Source organism: Actinoplanes sp. CA-131856, from assembly GCF_050956135.1.
Taxonomy (GTDB): Bacteria; Actinomycetota; Actinomycetes; order Mycobacteriales; family Micromonosporaceae; genus Actinoplanes.
The window spans coordinates 8,227,137-8,242,278 of sequence record NZ_CP191849.1; the positions used below are offsets into that span (position 1 = coordinate 8,227,137).

The 15,142-nt window shown below is 70.2% G+C and carries 19 protein-coding genes; 7 read left to right on the forward strand and 12 right to left on the reverse strand.

Translation table 11 applies throughout. From position 1 onward, the window contains the following. Positions 1-11: 11 nt before the first annotated feature. Entirely contained in the window at positions 12-473 is a 462-nt protein-coding gene (locus ACQP2X_RS37720) for an SRPBCC family protein (protein WP_498690120.1), read from the forward strand. On the opposite strand, the gene ACQP2X_RS37725 is transcribed toward ACQP2X_RS37720, so the two are convergent. Then, a complete protein-coding gene (locus tag ACQP2X_RS37725) occupies positions 442-2,013 on the reverse strand; it encodes a phytoene desaturase family protein (RefSeq protein WP_498690122.1) in 1,572 nt (523 codons plus the stop codon). The two genes, ACQP2X_RS37720 and ACQP2X_RS37725, sit on opposite strands and share 32 nt — an antisense overlap. Positions 2,014-2,075: 62 nt before the next feature. Here ACQP2X_RS37725 and ACQP2X_RS37730 point away from each other — a divergent pair, with 62 nt between their 5' ends. Next, the gene (locus ACQP2X_RS37730; RefSeq protein WP_498690124.1) at positions 2,076-3,119 is read left to right on the forward strand and encodes a YihY/virulence factor BrkB family protein; all 1,044 of its coding nucleotides are present in this window, start codon (positions 2,076-2,078) and stop codon (positions 3,117-3,119) included. Beyond that, positions 3,116-3,580 carry an SRPBCC family protein gene (locus ACQP2X_RS37735; RefSeq protein ID WP_498690127.1) on the forward strand — a complete coding sequence of 155 codons (465 nt, stop codon included), beginning with the start codon at positions 3,116-3,118 and terminating at the stop codon, positions 3,578-3,580. Before ACQP2X_RS37730 ends, ACQP2X_RS37735 begins: the two co-directional genes overlap by 4 nt. Before the next feature lie 46 nt (positions 3,581-3,626). On the opposite strand, the gene ACQP2X_RS37740 is transcribed toward ACQP2X_RS37735, so the two are convergent. Beyond that, on the reverse strand, positions 3,627-4,214 hold the full coding sequence (locus tag ACQP2X_RS37740) for a hypothetical protein (protein ID WP_498690129.1): 588 nt from the start codon (positions 4,212-4,214) through the stop codon (positions 3,627-3,629). Between the two features lie 218 nt (positions 4,215-4,432). Between ACQP2X_RS37740 and ACQP2X_RS37745 the strand changes: the two genes are divergently transcribed. Continuing rightward, the gene (locus ACQP2X_RS37745) at positions 4,433-4,639 is read left to right on the forward strand and encodes a hypothetical protein (protein WP_498690132.1); all 207 of its coding nucleotides are present in this window, start codon (positions 4,433-4,435) and stop codon (positions 4,637-4,639) included. Positions 4,640-4,646: 7 nt separating this feature from the next. Here ACQP2X_RS37745 and ACQP2X_RS37750 read toward each other — a convergent pair whose 3' ends face one another. Further along, positions 4,647-5,003 carry a hypothetical protein gene (locus ACQP2X_RS37750; protein ID WP_498690133.1) on the reverse strand — a complete coding sequence of 119 codons (357 nt, stop codon included), beginning with the start codon at positions 5,001-5,003 and terminating at the stop codon, positions 4,647-4,649. A 90-nt stretch (positions 5,004-5,093) separates the two neighbouring features. Here ACQP2X_RS37750 and ACQP2X_RS37755 point away from each other — a divergent pair, with 90 nt between their 5' ends. Continuing rightward, a complete protein-coding gene (locus tag ACQP2X_RS37755) occupies positions 5,094-5,450 on the forward strand; it encodes a DUF6401 family natural product biosynthesis protein (RefSeq protein ID WP_498653951.1) in 357 nt (118 codons plus the stop codon). 174 nt (positions 5,451-5,624) lie between these two features. Here the strand turns inward: ACQP2X_RS37755 and ACQP2X_RS37760 are convergent, their stop codons facing one another. From ACQP2X_RS37760 to ACQP2X_RS37770, 3 genes are all read right to left on the reverse strand, one after another. Then, complete coding sequence (locus ACQP2X_RS37760; RefSeq protein ID WP_498690135.1) at positions 5,625-6,122, reverse strand: DUF397 domain-containing protein; 498 nt, start codon at positions 6,120-6,122, stop codon at positions 5,625-5,627. A 290-nt stretch (positions 6,123-6,412) separates the two neighbouring features. Continuing rightward, positions 6,413-7,360: a pirin family protein gene (locus ACQP2X_RS37765; RefSeq protein ID WP_498690136.1), complete on the reverse strand. Its 948-nt coding sequence runs from the start codon at positions 7,358-7,360 to the stop codon at positions 6,413-6,415. A 1-nt stretch (position 7,361) separates the two neighbouring features. Then, positions 7,362-7,802: a MarR family winged helix-turn-helix transcriptional regulator gene (locus tag ACQP2X_RS37770; RefSeq protein ID WP_498690138.1), complete on the reverse strand. Its 441-nt coding sequence runs from the start codon at positions 7,800-7,802 to the stop codon at positions 7,362-7,364. Between the two features lie 58 nt (positions 7,803-7,860). Between ACQP2X_RS37770 and ACQP2X_RS37775 the strand changes: the two genes are divergently transcribed. Beyond that, a complete protein-coding gene (locus tag ACQP2X_RS37775; protein WP_498690141.1) occupies positions 7,861-8,328 on the forward strand; it encodes a GNAT family N-acetyltransferase in 468 nt (155 codons plus the stop codon). A 29-nt stretch (positions 8,329-8,357) separates the two neighbouring features. Then, positions 8,358-8,768, forward strand: coding sequence for a hypothetical protein (locus ACQP2X_RS37780; protein ID WP_498690142.1), 411 nt, complete (start codon positions 8,358-8,360; stop codon positions 8,766-8,768). Here the strand turns inward: ACQP2X_RS37780 and ACQP2X_RS37785 are convergent. The 6 genes from ACQP2X_RS37785 to ACQP2X_RS37810 form a co-directional block, all read right to left on the reverse strand. Then, positions 8,765-10,207, reverse strand: coding sequence for an RNA-guided endonuclease InsQ/TnpB family protein (locus ACQP2X_RS37785; RefSeq protein WP_498690144.1), 1,443 nt, complete (start codon positions 10,205-10,207; stop codon positions 8,765-8,767). The genes ACQP2X_RS37780 and ACQP2X_RS37785 overlap by 4 nt on opposite strands. Positions 10,208-10,928: 721 nt before the next feature. Next, a complete protein-coding gene (locus ACQP2X_RS37790) occupies positions 10,929-11,534 on the reverse strand; it encodes a Clp protease N-terminal domain-containing protein (RefSeq protein WP_498690145.1) in 606 nt (201 codons plus the stop codon). Position 11,535: 1 nt separating this feature from the next. Continuing rightward, positions 11,536-11,757 (reverse strand): helix-turn-helix domain-containing protein, encoded by a 222-nt coding sequence (locus ACQP2X_RS37795; protein ID WP_498690146.1) that lies wholly within the window; start codon positions 11,755-11,757, stop codon positions 11,536-11,538. A 95-nt stretch (positions 11,758-11,852) separates the two neighbouring features. After that, positions 11,853-12,044, reverse strand: a complete 192-nt coding sequence (locus ACQP2X_RS37800) for a DUF3072 domain-containing protein (protein WP_097325934.1) — start codon at positions 12,042-12,044, stop codon at positions 11,853-11,855. 29 nt (positions 12,045-12,073) lie between these two features. After that, the gene (locus ACQP2X_RS37805; protein ID WP_498690148.1) at positions 12,074-12,805 is read right to left on the reverse strand and encodes a VOC family protein; all 732 of its coding nucleotides are present in this window, start codon (positions 12,803-12,805) and stop codon (positions 12,074-12,076) included. Between the two features lie 186 nt (positions 12,806-12,991). After that, the gene (locus ACQP2X_RS37810) at positions 12,992-15,139 is read right to left on the reverse strand and encodes an ATP-binding SpoIIE family protein phosphatase (RefSeq protein ID WP_498690149.1); all 2,148 of its coding nucleotides are present in this window, start codon (positions 15,137-15,139) and stop codon (positions 12,992-12,994) included. Positions 15,140-15,142: the final 3 nt, after the last annotated feature.

The window sequence follows — 15,142 nt, forward strand, 5'->3', positions numbered from 1 at the left end:
ATGTCCTGGCCGTGGCTATCGTGCAGCGTACCGTCCAGGCCCCGCCCGATCGTGTGTTCGCCGTCCTCGCCGACGGGTGGACCTACAGCGACTGGGTGGTCGGCACCGTGCACATCCGAGACGTCGACGAGAGCTGGCCGGCCGTGGGCAGCCATCTCCACCATAAGGCCGGACCGTGGCCGCTGTCCCTGCACGACTCCTCCGAGGTGCTGATCGTCGAGCCGGACAAGCGGCTCAAGCTCAACGCCGGCCTGTGGCCGCTGGGCGAGGCGGTGGTCGACATCAAGCTCGAGCCGGCCCCCGGCGGCGGCACGAAGGTGACGATCGAGGAGGACTTCGAGCGGGGCCCGCTGCGGGCGGCGCGCAACAAACTCAACGACCTGCTGCTGCACCGCCGCAACATCGAGACCCTGCGCCGGCTGGCCGACATCGCCGAGCGCTCTAGCCGTACACAGCGCGATGCGCCGCGTTGATCACTGAGCGGTAGCCGGGTACGCGGTGACGGGCCAGGGCGGCCCGCGCCGCGTTGGCGCCGGGCGCGCCGTGCACCCCGCCGCCCGGGTGGGCCGACGAGCTGGCCATGAAGAGCCGGTCGACCGGGGTGTCGGCCCGGCCGATGCCCGGGATGGGCCGCAGGAACAGCTGCTGGAACGCGGCCGCCGTGCCACCGCCGAGGGCGCCGCCGACCAGCGACGGGTTCTCCCGCTGCATGTCGGCCGGCGAATAGACGTTGCGACCCTCGACCTGGGCCAGGAAGCCCGGCGCGTACTCCTCGACGGTCGCCTCCATCCGCTCGACGTGCGCCGCGATCTCGTCCGGCTCCCAGTGGTCACGGTGGGGCAGGTGGGTGTACGACCAGACGGACTCCGTGCCCTCCGGCGACCGGCCCGGATCGGCCGTGGTCATCTGGCCCAGCAGCATGAACGGGTGGTCCGGCACCTGGTTGGTGGCCAGGCGGGCCGCATATCGGGTGAGGCCGTCGAGGTCGGCGCCCAGGTGCACGGTGCCGGCTCCGGCGGCGGCCGGGTTCTTCCAGGGCATCTTCGTGCGGACGGCCCAGTCGACCTTGACCGTGGCGCCGTCCCAGCGGAAGTGCGCGAGATCCTCGACCATCCGCGACGGCAGCCAGCGCTCCCCCACCAGGTCGAGGTAGAGCGCGGGCGCCGGTACGTCGGCGATCACGGCCCGCCGGGCCCGGAAGTTCCGGCCGCCGGCCGTCCGGACCCCGACGGCTTTGCCGCGCGCGATCAGCACCCGGGAGGCCGCGGTGTCGTACACGATCTCTCCGCACTTGGATCGCAACCGCGAGACCAGGGCGTCGGTGATCCGCTGGGCGCCGCCGACCGGCACCGGCCAGCCGTGCTCCTGCCCGAGCATGGCCAGCAGCCAGCCGTAGACACCGCCGCCGGCCTCCTCCGGCGACAGGTCGGTGTGCAGGGCACAGCCGGCCATCAGCAGCGTCGCGCCCTCGCCGCTGAACAGCTCCGAGCCCAGCTCCCGCACCGAGAGCACCAGCCGCCGGGCCAGGCGCAGCGCGTCCACGCTGCCCAGGGCCCGCAGCAGGGAGACACCACCGCGCACGGGCGGGAACGGCGTGAGGATGGTGTCGAGCATCGGGGCCGAGACACCACGCCAGTCGTCGTACGCGTTCTTCCAGCGCTCGCCGTCGCCCGGGGCGAACCGCTCGACCGACTCCATGGTCCGCGCGACATCGGTGTTTATCGTCGCCGCCCGGCCGTCGGGCAGCAGGTGGGTGAGAACGTCCGGCGAACGCGTCCATTCCAGGTCGAGTCGCAGGTCGCGGAGGACCGGCGAGGCGTACCCGAGGGGATAGAAGGAACTGAAGAGGTCGCTCAGATATCCGGGCGCGGTCACGAAGCCCGACCGCACCGCCCCGCCCGGCTGCGGGGCGGCCTCGAGCACCACCACCGACCACCCGGCGTCGGCCAACAGGTTGGCGGCGACCAGGCCGTTGTGGCCGGCGCCGATGATGATCGCATCTGAAGTCTCCATCGAAGACGTCGTACCCTTCCCACGGCGTTTGTCACCCTTCGCCTTCGGGTAGCAGCCGGAGCGTGGCTGAGCCGACGCTCGACCGGGAGTCCGAGGCGCATGCGGCGGACCTTACGCCCGGCCCGGTACCCCTGAAGCTTCGTCAGCTCAGCTGGAGGAGCTGGCGCTCGGTCGGATGGCGCAGCCTGGTCGGCTACCTCGAGGACGACTGCTCCGACTTCGCGGCCGCGATGACCTATCAGACCTTCATGGCGCTGATCCCGTCCCTGGTCGTCATCGTCGCCCTGGTCAACCTGGTGACCGACGGCTCGACCGTGCTCGAGGCCGCCCTCGGCATCCTGCGCGATCTGGGCATCGGCTCGGTCGTCGACAACGACGGGCTGATCTCGGTGATCCAGGCCCTGCTGGTGCAGCAGTCGTCGGCCAAGGTGCTCTTCGGCTTCGGCCTGCTGCTGGCCGTCTGGTCGGCCTCGGGCTACGTGGGTACGTTCACCCGCGCCTCCAACCGCATCTACGGGGTCCAGGAGGGCCGGGTCTGGTGGCGGCTGGAGATCCTCCAGATCGCGCTGGCCGCGGTGGCCCTGGTGCTGCTGGCCGCCATCGGGGCCGGCCTGGTCATCAGCGGCCCGGTCGTCGACGCGGTCGGCAACGCCCTGCACGCCGGCGAGACCACCCGCCAGGTGTGGTCGGTGGGCCGCTGGCCGGTGCTGGTGGTCATCGCGATGGTGGTGCTGTCGCTGATGTTCTGGATCGCCCCGAACGTGAAGACGCCCCGCTTCCGCTGGCTCACCGTGGGCGGCGCGGTGGCGCTGCTGGCCTGGTCGGTGGCGTCGTTCGGTTTCGGGCTGTACGTCGCCAACTTCGGTTCCTACAACCGCACGTACGGCAGCCTCGGCGCGATCGTGGCGTTCCTGGTCTGGATCTATCTGTCCAACACGGCGCTGCTGCTGGGGGTGCAGGTCAACGCCGAGGTGCTGCGGCAGCGGCTGCGCCAGGCCGGCGACGACGATCCGCAAACTCCGCTCGCCCCGCGTTTAGCCCCTCATGAGCCGGGCACGTCTGATGTCAGCAAGGCGGGGAAACATCATGAGGAGGAGACACCGTGAGTACGGTTACCGAGTTCGTTGACGTCGACGTGCCGGTGCGAGCCGCTTACAACCAGTGGACCCAGTTCGAGGAGTTCCCCCGGTTCATGGAGGGCGTGAACGAGATCCGTCAGCTCAACGCGACCCACACGCACTGGAAGACCGAGATCGCCGGTGTCAAGCGCGAGTTCGACGCCGAGATCACCGAGCAGCTCCCGGACGAGCGGGTGGCCTGGAGGTCGACCGAGGGTGAGAAGCAGGCCGGCGTGGTCACCTTCCACCGGCTCGACGACACGCACACCCGGGTCACGGTTCAGATGGACTACGACCCGCAGGGCCTGGTCGAGAACGCCGGCGACAAGCTCGGCATCGTCGACCGCCGGGTGAAGGGCGACCTCAAGCGGTTCAAGGAGTACATCGAGAACCGCGGCGGCATGGAGACCGGCGGCTGGCGCGGCCAGGTCGACCGCCCCGGCGCCTGATCTTCCGATCGCATGGACGGCCGCCTTCGGGCGGCCGTTCCGGTTTTCACGGGTGAGGTCTTCCGGACTGGGTGGCCGACCGCCGTACGGTCAGGAACCCGACCCCTTCCCGGGCCCGCAGCGCGTAGCGATGCCGGGCCGCCGGCCAGATCGGCGGACCGAGATGGGTACCGGCCGGCAACGCCTCGGCCACGGTCCACGGCGTGGTGGCCGAGCCCGCGCCCCGATCGAGCCCGATCCGCAGCGGCACCCCGGCCGGGGTGGTGACCGAGAGCGTTCCCACGCCGCCGCCGAGCGTCACCGGCACCGTGCCGACCGGTTGCGGCAGGCGCAGCTCGATCAGCCCCGAGGCGCCCAGGTCGACCCGGGTGATCCGGCCCCGGGCCAGGTCGAGCTGCTGCTCACCGGCCCCGGCGGGCAGCCGGACGGCCCACCGGACGTCCCGGTTGAGCACGATGCGCACCTCATGCGGCCCGTCCGTCCCGGTGGGCCGCAGACTCGCCCGCACCGACATGCCCTCGACCCGGACGTGCGGCTCCAGACCGGCGCCCTCCGGGGTAGTGACCCGATAGAGCATCCCCGGCAGGCTGGCCATGATCACCTGGACCCGGGAGGCCGAGTCGTCAACTGTCAAAATCGCTTGGGTACGCCCTTGGAGCGCTCCCACGGCCACTCGACCGGGCGCTTGCTTCGCGATCGTGGGCTCCTGGCAGCCAGCCAGAAGCACCGCTGCGACCAGCAGAAACAGCGTTGTTGAGCGACCTTGACGCAACACTCGGGGCACGATCGGACCAACGCAAAATCGGCCGAACGGGTGACGGCGATCCGCCCTTTCCGAGCCAGACTGTCCGAATGCGTTCTGCCGGATTCCTCACCGACCGCCAGCGTCAGCTGGCCTGGCTGGGCTTCCTCCTGGCCGCCTTCCAGGCCCCGCTGGCCGCCAAGCTGATCGACGACGCCTCCTGGCTGTTCGCCGTCGTCGTCGCCCTGGTCGTGGCCACCGTCATCCTCGCCGACGACGCCCAGCGCCGCCGCCCGGCCGTCGAGCCGGTCGAGTAAAGCCTGTTCAGCGGCCCCGCTTCTCCTTGAGGCCGGCCTCGTAGACGTGGCGTTGCCCGCCCGCCAGTTCGTCCCGCGCCGCCTTCTCGACGGCGCGGAAGGCGGCGTAGTAGCCGTCGTCGTACTCCTCGACGATCTGGAAAGTCCAGCGCCCCTCGATCACATCGCGGCCGATGAGCTCACGCTCGACGCGATCGGCCAGCTCGTCGTGCCCGGCCTCGCGCAGCAGTGAGACGGCCTCGTCGAGCTGGAAGTCGGCCGACCCGGTGAGCTGATGCATGGTGAACAGGTGCCCGCGGGCGCGCTCGGTCGTCTCCAGCGCCTCACTCAGCTTGCCCAGCGCCTCGACCGTCTTGTCATCCATGTTCGGATCTTTCCCCGGGAGAACAGCTTCAACCGAGCTGCACCCGTCCGGAGAACCGTCAGCTACCTCGGCGTCTCTAACTTTCTTCTCATGAATGGTTTGTTCTCCGGCGCCGCCGCCCGTGCTGCTCTCCGCTCCGCCCACGCCGCTCTCACCGAGCTGCACGACACCGTGGGCGTCTCCGGCCTCCCGGCCGCCGACGCCAACCCCGGCCTGATGGCCATCGTCGACCAGCACGCCGCGGGCATCCGCGACAGCCTGTCGGCCGACGTCCGCCCGCTGACCGCGGTCCTGCTGGCCGCCTACGCCGAGGGCGTCCGCGACGCCGCCTTCACCCACGGCTGGCGCCCGCCGGTCGCCGTCATCGACTGGTCGGAGAGCGACTGGGTCCTCTGCCGCCTGCTGGCGGTCTGCGCCCTCGCCCGCACCCTGCCCACCGCCAACTGAGCTGCCGCCCGTAGCAACGCCGTAGACCGACCTTTCATTTTCGAGGGCCGGTGCCGGGGATTCCCCGGCACCGGCCCTCCTCATATCCCGGCGCGCCCCGCGGCACATGGGGGGGTGACCGTCTCCGCCCCCTCACGAAGCGGCATAGCATCTTGGGCCGCGCACCAATCGGAACTACCGCTCGGGGAACCCTGACGCCACTTGGTCCAGGAAGGCATGCCAGTCGCTTCGCGTAAACGTCAACGCTGGGGCACCAGGGTTCTTGCTGTCCCTCACCGCGACGCCCCCTTCGAGAACGACACCACCAGCCTCGGCGATTGCGCTCGCCAACTCCTCTGGCAATACCCCGGCGTCGAGCATCTCTCGGAATTTACGAGTGTCTTGCTCCGAGAACTTGCGCACGGTAAGCCCGTTTTGCTCGATTAGCTTTCGTCTAGTCTGACCTTCTTGCGCCAACCGGGCCCGCGCGGTCATCTCACGCTGCTGAGTATTGGACCGAATCGTCAACCCGACTTCCTTGACGACGGTACGCAGCGTAAGCCACGCACCCGTCATGATCGCCGGGGCGATGACAACCCAGTGACTTATGTCAGCGACCTCGATGCAGGCATCGCCAGAGCAGCGACTCGAGCGCCGCCACTTGAGCTCCTCGCCATCGCGACGCTCGACCATCATTCCTCCTAGCGACCATCCGCTCACTAATAGTGCCGGATCAATCTTGCGCTCGCTACTAGGAGATTCAGGAAGGAGGACCTTAAAGCCCGCGGCACCATGCACGCGCCGGCCCACGGCGCGCTCGATGGCGGATCGAGGAGACCGAGGACGCTCCCGCGGCCGGCGACCGAAGGCCGGGCGGGCAACCCTCCGGCTGCCTCGTTGTGGGCGACAGTGGCGCAGTGCTCTTGAAACGCGGGAGGCACAGCCGATCGGCATGAGCCGGCCGTGCCTCCCGCGTGGTGCCGTCAGTCAGTGTGCGGCATCCGGACCGCCGGGACGACGCCCAGGCGGCCCTTCTGGTAGTCCTCGAACGCCTGCTTCAGTTCGGCCTTGGTGTTCATGACGAACGGGCCGTACATGGCCACCGGCTCGCCGATCGGGCGCCCGCCCATGATGAACAGGTCCATCTCGTCGTGGGCGTTCACCCGGATCGCGTCGCCGGTGCCGTGGGTGGCCAGCTGGCCCATCTGGATCGGGCGCTTGTCGGCGCCGACCGTTCCGCGGCCGGACAGCACGTAGACCAGCGCGTTGTACGTGCGCTGCCACGGCAGGTCGAGCTGGGCGCCCGGCTGGAGCGTCACGTGGGCCAGGTTGATCGGGGTGAAGGTGGAGCCCGGACCCTGGTGACCCGCGATCTCGCCCGCGATGACGCGGATCAGGCTGCCACCGTCGGGGGTGGTGAGCAGGGCGGACTCCTTGCCCCGGATGTCCTGGTACTTCGGGTCGATCATCTTGGCCGCGCCGGGGAGGTTCACCCACAGCTGGAGGCCGTGGAACAGGCCGCCGCTCGTGACCAGGTGCTCCGGCGGGGCCTCGATGTGCAGGATGCCGCGGCCGGCCGTCATCCACTGGGTGTCGCTGTTGGTGATCGTGCCGCCGCCGCCCAGGGAGTCCTGGTGGTCCATGATGCCGTCGATCATGTAGGTGACGGTCTCGAAGCCGCGGTGCGGGTGCCACGGCGTGCCCTTGGGCTCGCCCGGCGCGTAGTCGACCTCACCCATCTGGTCGAGGTGGATGAAAGGGTCAAGTTCTTCCAGGGGTACGCCGGCGAACGCGCGCCGGACCGGGAAACCCTCACCCTCGTAACCCTGCGGCGCGGTCGTCAGGCGGCGGACCGGGCGGACGGCCGCGGTGTGGTCGAGCTGGGGAAGCCGGGGCAGGACGAGGACATCGTCGACGGTGATGGCGGGCATCTCAGGACTTCCTTACTTTGCTGAACACGCGGGTGATGACGTCGAGCTCGTCGGGGTCGAGGCGGTCGATGAAGCTGTCGCGGACGGTGACCAGATGCATGGGGGCGGCGGCCTCGAGGGCGGCCAGGCCCTCGTCGGTCAGCACGGCCTCCTGGCCGCGGCCGTCCTCGGGACAGGGCTGCTTGCGGACCAGGCCGCGCTTGACCATCGAACTGATCTGGTACGTGATGCGGCTCGGCGAGAAGACCAGGCGGCCGGCCAGCTCGCCCATGCGCAGCCGGTGCTCGGGGGCCTCGGAAAGCACCACGAGAACGTGGTAATCGTTCATGCTGAGGCCGGTGTCGGCGCGCAACTCGTCCTCGAGGTGGGTGTGCAGCGCCCACGAGCTCTCGATGAAGGTGCGCCAGGCGATCGCCTCGGCGGCGGACAGCGGTTCGGCCATGACAAGAACTGTATCTCTTTCAAATCTTAAATAACAAGCATCGCCTAGCATGATCTGCATGACTGCACGGCAGGCCGTTCCCGGGGACGCGGCGGAGCTCGTCCGGCTCCGCGCGGTGATGCTGAAGAGCTTTGACCGGGGCGTGAGCTGGGACGACGACTGGCGCGAGCCGGCCCGCCAGACCCTGGTCAAGCAGCTGTCCGAGCCCGACCCGGCCCTCACCGCCTTCGTGGTCGACCGCGCCGAGGGCGGCCTCGCCGCCTGCGCCGTCGGCACCATCGAGCAGCGGCTCGGCGGCCCCGGCGACCCCGCGGGCCGGATGGGATACGTCTTCAGCGTCGTGACCGACCCGGGCGAACGCCGCCGCGGCCACTCCCGCGCCTGCATGACCGCCCTGCTCGACTGGTTCCGCGCCCAGGGCGTCCACCGGGTCGACCTGCGTGCCTCCGCCGACGGCGAGCCGCTCTACGAATCGCTCGGCTTCCGCCGCACCGCCGACCCCGCGATGCGACTGAGGCTTCGTTAACCGCCTTCCGGCCCCTATCATCACCGTGCATGGCGTACCGGGTCGAGTACAACGGCGAGGACATCGACTTCGCCACGCTCGACGCGGCCCTCGACCGGGCCCGCCGGATCATCGCCGACGACATAGGCCGCCTCGACGGCTGGACCGTGGAACACGACGAGACGGTCAACGACTGGTTCGTCCAGGGCGTCCGCAACGGCCGGCGCATCGGCCCCACGGCAGTGGTGACCGGCCCGCGAGGGACGACGACACCCGTGACCGGCGCCCCCACCGTCTACGAGGAGTGGGAGCGCCGCGTCGTCTTCATCGGCCGAACACCGGCCGAGGCTTTCGCGATGGCCACCGAGTGGCTGACCCGCCGCCCCGACATCGAGGCCCTGGGCGACGTCGGCTGGCACCGCACAGCCGACGGCCACCAGCTGCGTCTTTACTACCGCTAGTGCGGTGTCCACGTACGTTTGCCGGAGGGGTTCCGGTGATGTTGTGGATCCTCGTCCATGAATGTGGACGAGCGACTCCCCACCGGTATGGGTGGGGCGGGCCTCCGCCGGCCAACTGACCCGCCTGCCGCCACCCGGGGGTGGCGGCGGGGGTCACGCCGGGCCGTGAGGACACCGGGCAGGTGCCGTCCGGCTCGACGGTGCGTGACCACTGCACTCAGGTGAGCGGGTGCGGTGGCGGTAACGCTGCCCGGGGTGCGGGCGGCGATGGTGAACGCCGCGGCAAGATCGCGATGCCCGGCGAACCAACAGTGCCGGCAGGTCATGGTCCTGCCGCGTGGTTTGGTGATCTTCTTGCGGCAGTGTGGGCAGGTCGAGGAGGTGCCGCGTTCGTCGACCAGATACACCCGGACCCCGGCCAGTGCGGCTTTGTCCTGCAGGATCTGCAGGGTGCGGCCGATCTGCCACTGCCGCAGCCGCAAGTTGTGCCGCCGCCCGGCCGCCAGATCGAGCACACCGCGCGGATCCCCGACGGTCAGCGTGCCGACCTGGTGCTCGACCGCCCACCCGACCACCGTTGCGGCCGCCTCGTGCAAGGCCTGCCGCACGCGGCGCCGGTGCCGGCCTTCGACCAGCCGGGCCCGGCGCCGGGTCTTACGCCAGCGCCGCGATCCCCGCTGACCTTTGCTGGGTGCCCGGGTGGCGGTGGCGCGGCGGCGAGCTTTGGTGTCGGCCAAGTGCAGGCGGTGTTCGGCCCGGATGGCCCGGCCGGAGACCAGCAGGGCGCGCCCGTCGCGGGTGGCGACGGCGAACGGGTGGATGATCCCGCAATCGACCCCGGCGACCCGGTCCGGGTCGGGTTGCTTCCCGGCCGGATAGGTGGCGATGGGTAGTTCGGCGGTGACATCAATCCACAGTCGGCCGTCGGCGAACAGCAGGGTCACCGACCGCACCGTCTCGGCCGGATACGGCACCAGCCGATCCAGCCGCAGCAGCAGCGGCGGGCAGCCCCGCGCTACCGGAAGCCGTAACCGGCGGCCCTCGACGGTGAAAGTGCCGTGGTACCAGCGCACCGGCATCAACGCCCGCCGGCGACGCGGATACCGCACCTCGACGGCGCCGGCTTTGCGGCGGGCGGCGGCGGAGAACCACGCGTCGGAATAGCGGCGTAGCACCGACCGGGCGCCGGTGGTGTCGAGCTCGCCGAAGGTCGCCGGCCCGGACTCGGCCAGCAGGCGGCACAGCTCCTGATAGCCCGCCGCCGGGGCGTCCCCACGGCGGCGCCGCCAGCTGTTGACCTCCAGCACGCAGGCCCACACGTCCCCGGCCGAGCGCAGCAACCCGAAACAACGCTGCCGTTGCGCCCGGGTCAGCCGTAGTCCGATCCGCGCGGTGCGGTGCACCACCGGATCGGGGCTAGCGCCACGACGTCTAGGCATGGAGCAAGGATGCCACGGCCGTCGAGCCCGGTCAACATCCACGGAGGGCGGATGGAGCAGACCGATCGCTGGTGATCATCTTCTTCGCGGCCCTCACCGGTTCGCGGTCGTATGGTGGGCAGCCGAGGGCGCGGTGGACGGGCCTGCCAGCAAGTTGCCCTCCTGGCAAGATGGCACGCGGCACCATCACGCAAGGGTGATCAATTCGGCGAATTATCAACACGAAAGAGTGTTTACGCCGTATAGAAAGCTCTCATACCCCATCCGAAGTTCGCATTGGGGTTGATGGACGAAGCTGCGCTGTTAGTGTGTGATTCGAGATGTGTCCAATAACTCTTTCGTAATCCTCAGTCTCGTCTTATTCGCCGCCATCGTTGCCATCGTCGCAGCTTGGCTCGCGTGGGCTGACGGCTCGTCCTCAATGACCACCGTAGGCTTCGGAGCTGGCGGATTCTCGGCAACTCTTACGCTGGAGCTGCTGGTTTGGGGCGCACTGAGATACGGCGACGGACAATCGGCCAAGCCTTAATCATATCGATGCCGACGCCTTTCGTTGCGCCCCATACGCGCGGCGGAAGGCGTTTTGCGTCCCGAATAGCCCTCGCCGAGGACTCCCAAAGCGCCACTCGCCGGTACTCGTCGGCGATCTGCTCCAGCGACGGCGTCCTGCAGTCGCGGGCAGGCGCCTTGCCCTGAGCCGGAGCGCGTCGCCGACCGGAGTCTAGGCGGCCTGGCTCGTCACGGAACGGGCCAGGTCGTCGCGAAGGCGGTCGAAGTCGACGTCCTTCTCGCTCAGGATCAGCATGGCCAGGCCCTCGCCCTCGCGGATCAGGCCGAGCGCGATGTGCTCGGGGGCGATGAATTTCTGGTGGAGGCGGATCGCCTCGCGCAGCGAGAGCTCCAGCACCTTCTTGTTGCGCTTGGTGAACGGGATGTGGCCGGTGGCGGCGGAGAAGCGGCCGAACAGGCCGCGCTTCTTCGGCTCGGGCGGCGGCAGCTTCAGGGCACCGGCTCCGAAGTTCTGCTCGATCGCGGCCCGTACGGCGTCGAGGTCGATGCCGATCGCCTTGAGGGCCGCCCTGTCCTCGGCGTCGGCGTCGACCGGCGAGAGGGGCGGGGTGTGCTCGACTTTTCGGCGCGCTTCCTGGCGTACGAAATCGGCAGTGACGCCTTTGTCTCTCAGCGCCGTGGCGACGGGGCCGTCCGGGTCGGCGACCAGCGCGATCAGCACATGTTCGGTGCCGATGTGGCCGTGGCCGAGCGCGCGGGCCTCCTCCTGGGCCCGGGTGACGACCTCGCGGGCCGGGGTGGTGAATCGCTCGAACATGTCAGTCCTCCGGCATCGTGCGGGCGTGCTTCTTGTGTACGCCCTGGCGGGTCACCTCGAGCGCGTCGGCGATCTCCTGCCAGGACCAGCCCTTGCGGCGGGCGTTGGCCACCTGGAGACGCTCGAGGCCCTCGAGCAGGCGGCGCAGGGCCACGACGGCGCGCAGCCCGACCCGGGGGTCGGCGCTGCTCGCCGCCGCGGCGAGATCGGTTGCTTCGGTCATGCTGTCAACTTACGTTGACAGCAGCTCCCGTGTCAACCGGGGTTGACGCGCAAGGCACAAAAAGAGGGCCGACCCACTCGGGTCGGCCCTCACGATCAGCGGCCGCGGCCGGTCTTCTCCTGCAACTCGTCGATCTTCTCCGACGCCTCGGCCTTGGTCAGGCCGTCCGGCACCTCTTCCTTCGCCTCGGTGGCGAGAGTGTGCAGGTAAGACTCCTGGGCGCCGGTGGCCGGCTCGTCACCGGTGGTCCAGTCCGACGGGTCTTTCTCGGCGTTCGTCGTCGTCATGAGCTCTCCTCCTTCGAACGCCTGTTCTCTTACCCGCCGTACGTCAACTCCATGCCGATGATGTCGTTGTAGGCGACGTCGAGCCGCACCTCGCGGGCGACCGGCGAGGTCACCGCGAACGTTCCGCCGAACGGGTCGACGATCTCGGCGTAGTGACCCAGGCCCAGCTCGACCGGCCCGTTCACCACGCGGCCACCCAGCCCGGCCACCCGGTCGATCGCGTCCGAGCAGTCGGCGACCTGGAACGACGGCTGCCAGCGGGCGCCGTAGCGGCCGGTGATCAGGCCGGCCACCGAGTCGTGGGCCTCGGTCAGCCACTCGCCGCTGCCGAACTCGTGGGTCAGCGTCCAGCCGAACACCCGCGCGTAGAACGACGTCGCCGTGGCCACGTCGTCGGTGAGCAGGTCGGCCCAGGCCATCGTGCCCGGAACGCCGCGCTCCTGCATGCCCGCGAAGCCGGCCGACTGCCACAGCCCGAACACCGCTCCGGCGCCGTCGGCGACGATCGCGCTGCGGGCCCCGTCGCGCTCCTCGGGCCAGGTCAAAGCTCTTCCGTACGCCTGCGAAACGCGCTCGGCCGTGCCCTCGAGATCGGGGGCGGCCAGATAGGTCAGCCAGCCCTCGGGCCGATCCGACCGGCTCCGGCTGAGTCCGGCCACCGCGCGGCCGTCGAGCGTGAATCGATCACCGTCGAGCCGCCAGCCGAAGAGACCACCGTAGAAACCGGCGGCTTCGTCCGGGTTCGACGTGGTGAGCTCCACCCAGCAGGGGGTCGACGGCGCAAAGCCTCTGATCCGCATATACCGCTCCAACGTGGACGTCCCCGATTTGCGAATGACTCTACGGCAATGAATACGCGCCGTCACTACCCCGGGGTTCAATGTCCGCTTTAGAACGTCTTTCCGCTACTGATGGTGACCGTACGTACGTCACATGTAACGTGATCGTTAATCTGCTGACGAGTCGCCGGCCGTGGGAGCGCTCCTGCCCGGCACGAGCATCTCGAACCACACCGTGGACCCCCGCACCGACGGGTCGGTCCCCCACGAATCGCTCAACTCTTCAATCAAACCGAGGCCGCGCCCGCGACTGCTCATCGTGTCCGCGTGCGCACGGATCACCGTGCCCCGGGTGCCCGTGTCGGCCACCGAGACCAGCAGCCGCTCCGCGTTCAGGTCGATGTGCACCTGGGCCGGCGTGCCCGCATGCAGCAGCGCGTTCGTGGTCAGCTCGCTCGTGCACAGGATGGCGGCGCCGATCACCGTCTCGGGCAAGCTCCACTCGCGGAGGCGGGTGGTCATCCACTGTCGTACGCGAGAAGGCCCGGTCGGCTCGGCCGGCACCAGCATGGTCGCCGACCGGCTCATCGCGACGGCGCGCTCCACCGCGAGCACGGCCACGTCGTCGTCGGTCGCCCCGGGCACCGCGGTCGTCGCCAGCGCACACAAATTCCGCGGGTCGCCACTGGCCGCGGACGCGGTCACGGCGACCAGCGCGTCGAGGCCGTCGTTCAGGGCCCGGCCCCGGCGCTCCACGACCCCGTCGCTGAACAGCAGGATCGTGTCGCCCGGCTCGAGCCGCACCTGACCGGTCTGCCAGCGGCCGCCCAGACCCAGCGGCGCGCCCGGCGGCACCTTGACCAGCTCGGCCGTGGGCGCCTCACCGGCCACACCGGCCCGGCGCAGCACCGGCGGCGGATGACCGGCGCTGGACATGGTGATCGTGCCGTCGGCCGGGTCGAGCACCCCGTAGACGACGGTCACGAAGATCTCCTCGTTGCGCGACTCGGCACCGAGCGAGCCCACCAGCCGGTCGAGTCCGGCCAGGACACTCGGCGGGGCCGGGTCGGTCAGCGCCATCGCCCGCAGGGCGGCCCGCACCTGACCCATCACGGCCGCCGCCCGCACGTCGTGGCCCGCGACGTCGCCCAGCACCATGGCCAGGCGCCCGTCGAGCAGGGTGAACGCGTCGTAGAAGTCGCCGCCGGCCGCGTTGCCGTCGACGCCGACGTCGTAGCGGGCCGCGATGCGGAACGTGTCCAACTCGGGCAGATGCTCCGGCAGCATGCTGCGCTGGAGCAGCTGGGCCGTGCCGTGCTGGGCCTCGAACCGGCGGGCCCGCTCGGCCGCCTGCCCGACCAGCTGGGCCGCCGCGTGCAGCAGCGCCCGCTCGGCCGGCAGCCAGGTGTGCGCGTGGCGATATCCGATGGTCAGGGCGCCGGTCAGCGACGCGGTCCGCAGCGGCAGCGAGGCCAGCGAACGGACCCGCTGCTCGTGGCGGTCGGTGGCGACCTCGCGCAACGGCTCGCCGTCGGTCACGAACGACGGCGACCCGCTGGTCGCCGCGGCCACCAGCGGGGCCCGGGGATCGTTGGGCGCGCGTTTCCACACCGGCGGCAGGCGCTCGTCGGCCTCGTCGAGCATCTCGCCGCGGATGCGGCGCACATAGCGGTAGGCCCCGCCGTCGTCGACGGCGAAGACGCAGTGGTCGACGTCGAAGGAGGCCGACGCGTAGCCGAGCACGACCCGGGCCACGTCGTCGACGGTGAGCGCGCCGGCCAGCCGGGCGGTCAGGTCGCCCAGGCTCTGCAGCCGGCGGGTGACCTGGGTGGTCTCGGCGGCGACGGTCAGCACGCCGGTGACCTGACCCCGCCGGTCCCGCACGACCGAGTGGCCGCGGGTGAAGAAGGCCTGCTCGGGTCGGCCGGCCGCGCCGCGCACGACGGTCAGCTGGGTCTCGGCCTCGAGGAAGGGCTGACCGGTGCGGTAGACGTCCTGGATGGCGCCGCCGAGCCCGGGCGCGCGCCACAGGTCACCGAAGGCCTCGGCGGCCGGACGGCCCAGCGCGGCGGGATGCAGGGAGCCGATCAGGTCCGCGTACGCGTCGTTGTAGATCAGGAGGAAGTCGTCACCATGGCTGTACGCCATCGGCATGGGCGAGCCGAGCAGAAGCTCGATGGTCGCGGCGACGGCGGGGTCCCAGCCGTCGCGGGCGCCCAGGGCGGTGGCGGACCAGTCGGCCTCATGCACGAGACGGGACGCCGGGGGCAGCTCAGGCATGACTGAAGGGCTCACCCCACCCGTGCTGCCGGCCATGTC